The following is a 3,466-nucleotide window of genomic DNA, read 5'->3' as shown; positions in this document are numbered from 1 at the left end:
GTGTTGTCATATCGATTTTCCCTGGGATGGCATTGGTGCTCACCGGCACATGAAGGCCTTGGTGAGCGTTTCGGTGATGATGGAGATGCCGGTCCAGCCGGCGGGGAAGAACACAAGCGTGCCGGCCTCAACCGGAACCTCTTCGCCGCTCTCATGGACATAGCTGCCGCGTCCCGACAGGAAATGGCAGAACTCGTCGGCAGGAAAGGTGACCTTCCGTGTGCCCGATGTGCACGACCACAGGCCGCATTCGCTCGATCCGTCCGGGTTCTGCGACAGGATCTTGCCCGAGGCGCGCGGCGAGCCGGCGAGCGTGTTGGTGCCCGCGCCCCAATCGTCCAGGTCCACTGTCGAGGCGTTTTGCCAGTGCGGTGTCGGCATATCGTGAAGCTCCGAGGATCAGGCCAGCATGTAGACGTTGCGCATGGTCTCATGCACGGTGCATTCGCCCGCCCAGCCTGCCGGGAACATGACCACGGTTCCAGCACTGACTTCTATCACTTCGCCGACATTCGACCTGTAGGTCGCGCGGCCGGCGACGAAATGGCACAATTCATCGCGCGGGATCGCCAGCCGCCATTGGCCGGGCGTGCAGACCCAGATGCCGGATTCCGGCTGGTTGTTCGGCCCTTTGTGCACCAGCCTGCCGGTGGAACGGGACGCGCCGTCCAGTGCATCCGGCTGGGCGCCCCAGTCGACGAGATCGGTGCGGGTCGAGGCCTGATGGAGGTGTGGTGCGGAGGAGCTCATAGCAGCGCCTCCAGCAACCCAGCTGCCTTTTCCGGGCCGTTCTGCGCGTGCATCTGCGCCGAGGTCTTCGCCAGCCTGGCCTTCATCGCCGGATCGGTCAGGCAGGCCTCGATCTTGGCGACCAGCTCGGCATCGTTCCAGTCGTAGCGCGGCATGCCGAAGCCGTGGCCGGTTTCCTCGACGCGGGTGGCGTTGTCGTGGCCGTCCCAGACATAGGGCATGATGATAGCCGGCTTGCCGAAATAGAGGCACTCGGTGAACGAGTTGTTGCCGCCATGGTGGATCACCGCATCGACCTGCGGGATAACCGAGGGCTGCGGGAACCAGCTCTCGACGATGACGTTGCCGGGCACGTCCGTGTACTGGTCCTTGTAGCCGCCGACATTGACCAACGCCCGGTAGCGCGTCTTGCCCAGCGTCGCGATGATGCGCTTCAACAGGTCGACATCGCCGGCGCCGAGGCTGCCGAAGGAAACATAAAGCAGCGGTCCGTCATTGTTCTCGGCGAAGGTCGGCACCGTGTAGGGTTTTTCCTGTCGCACGCAGCCTTCGAGATACTGGAATTTTGCCGGGTCGAGCGGATGGCGGCGCTTGAACTTTGCCGCCTCGGGATAAAGCAGCAGGTTCAGGTAGGGCGAGGCTTCGAAGAACTGGCCGATCGGATAGGGCGTCTCGTTGTTGGCGGTGAGGAAGGCGTTGAAGTCGTCATGGATCGGCCTGATCACCGCGTTGAAATGGTCCCGGTAGCGCTGGTGGCCGGCATGGTCGTTCTCGCCGCAGCCGGACAGATGCGGCGGGATGTCCTCGTCCTCGATCTCGTTTTCCGAGCAGGAGATGACGCGCACCCACGGCTTGCCGTACTGCTTGATTGCCGGGAACAGGATGACGTTGTCGACGCAGATGACGTCCGGCTTGATGTCAGCCAGAACGCGCGGCAGGTCCTTCTGCGCCCATTTGGCGCTGTCGACGATCGCCGTCCAGCAATCCTTGACGTAATTGTTGACCTGGTCATAAGGCGATTTGCGGAAGTTCGGGATGTGGCCGTTGATGAAGTCCTCCCAGAACTTGGCCATCTGCTCCGGCGGCATTGGTTCGGACAGGTTCACCGGATGGGCTTCGAAGCCGTAGCCCTTGTAGACGTCGACGAAGCCGGGATCGGAGAGGAACACGGCCTTGTGTCCACGCGCTTCGACGGCCTGGGCGATGCCGACGGAATTGAGCGCCGGGCCATAGGCCGCTTCTGGAAAAAACGCGATCGTCTTCTGCGCCATCAAGCTTCTCCTTCACTCTGCGAAAATTCTGACATCGGCGGCATCCCAGCCGAGTTCGACCTGGTCGCCCGACGAGACCGGCCGGCGGTCCGCGGCATCGGCGGTAACGCGCACCAGGAACGGTTTCGGCGACAGGGGGGTGCGGACATGCAGTTGCAGGTCGAGCCCCTGATAGGCCAATGCCTCGACCGCGCCGGTGGTGCGGTTGGCGGTTTCCACCGACGGGAAAAGCCGGATGCGCTCTGGCCGCACCGAAGCGACAGCGGACGCACCGGGTGCAAGCGTGGCGGGTACCTTGCCGGCGATCCGCGTGCCATTGCCGGCCATCACGCCATGGGCGGCGGCTTTGCCCGGCACGAAATTCATCACGCCGATGAAGTCGGCAACAAAACGGTCGGCCGGATGCTCATAGACCGCATGCGGGGTGTCGMATTGCAGCAACCGGCCGTCCTTGAGCACGGCCATGCGGTCGGCCATGACAAGCGATTCTTCCTGATCGTGGGTGACGATGACGAAGGTAATGCCGACCTCGTGCTGCAGGCGCTTCAATTCCAATTGCATGGCGCCGCGCAGTTTCTTGTCGAGGGCGCCGAGCGGCTCGTCTAGCAGCAGCAGCCGGGGTCGCTTGACCAGAGCCCGGGCGAGCGCGACACGCTGCTTCTGGCCGCCCGACAATTGCTCCGGCTTGCGGTCGGCGAAGGGGACGAGTTCGGTCGTCGCCAGGATGGCATCGACTCGGGAACGGATTTCGCTAGCCGGCAAACGCTCCATTTCCAGGCCGTAGGACACATTGGCCCTGACGTTCATATGCGGAAACAGCGCGTAGGACTGGAACATCAGATTGACCGGCCGCTTGTTGGGCGGGGTCCTGGCGATGTCGCGGCCGTCCAGCAGGATGCGGCCGTCATTCGGCGTCTCGAAGCCGGCCAGCATGCGCAGCAGCGTAGTCTTGCCGCAGCCCGAAGGCCCGAGCAGGGCAAAGAACTCGTTCTCGCGGATATCGAGGGAGATGCCGTCGACAGCGGTCACGCGGCCGAAATTCTTCGACACATGATCGATGGCCAGCAGCGTGCGCGGTTCGCTCATTGGCCGATGACCCCTCGATTGAGCCGCTGCGACAAGGTCAGCGCGGTGATCGAGACCGCCATGACGATGGTCGCCAGCGCGTTGATCTCCGGCGTGATGCCGAATCGGATCATCGCGTAGATCTGCATCGGCAGCGTGGTCGAGGCGCGCCCGGCGCCGGCGGTGAAGAAGGCGATGATGAACTCGTCGACCGACAGCGTGAAGGCAAGCAGCGCGCCGGCGATGACCGCCGGCAAGATGACTGGCAATGTCACCCGCCGGAAGGTGGTGACTGCGGAGGCGCCAAGGTCGGTGGACGCCTCGACGATCGACCAGTCGAAACTTTTCAACCGGGCCCGGACCACCGAACAGACGAAGGC

5 protein-coding genes are annotated in these 3,466 nt (G+C 63.5%); all 5 read right to left on the bottom strand.

The window, feature by feature from the left end; all coding sequences use genetic code 11:
* Positions 1–39 precede the first annotated feature (39 nt).
* Positions 40–381: a cupin domain-containing protein gene (locus ACXJ7R_RS27835; protein WP_457154627.1), complete on the bottom strand. Its 342-nt coding sequence runs from the start codon at positions 379–381 to the stop codon at positions 40–42.
* 18 nt (positions 382–399) lie between these two features.
* Positions 400–750, bottom strand: a complete 351-nt coding sequence (locus tag ACXJ7R_RS27830; protein WP_457154626.1) for a cupin domain-containing protein — start codon at positions 748–750, stop codon at positions 400–402.
* Positions 747–2,021 (bottom strand): glycosyltransferase, encoded by a 1,275-nt coding sequence (locus ACXJ7R_RS27825; RefSeq protein ID WP_457154625.1) that lies wholly within the window; start codon positions 2,019–2,021, stop codon positions 747–749. The genes ACXJ7R_RS27830 and ACXJ7R_RS27825 overlap by 4 nt, the downstream gene beginning before the upstream one ends.
* Positions 2,022–2,033: 12 nt before the next feature.
* Positions 2,034–3,107 carry an ABC transporter ATP-binding protein gene (locus tag ACXJ7R_RS27820; protein ID WP_457154624.1) on the bottom strand — a complete coding sequence of 358 codons (1,074 nt, stop codon included), beginning with the start codon at positions 3,105–3,107 and terminating at the stop codon, positions 2,034–2,036.
* The coding region (locus tag ACXJ7R_RS27815) for an ABC transporter permease (protein WP_457154623.1) at positions 3,104–3,466 on the bottom strand (363 nt) is incomplete at its 5' end. The genes ACXJ7R_RS27815 and ACXJ7R_RS27820, both read right to left, overlap by 4 nt.

It is taken from the genome of Mesorhizobium sp. P5_C1 (assembly GCF_054049815.1).
Note: the sequence above shows the minus strand (reverse complement) of the source record. Positions and strands in the feature narration are given on the sequence as shown.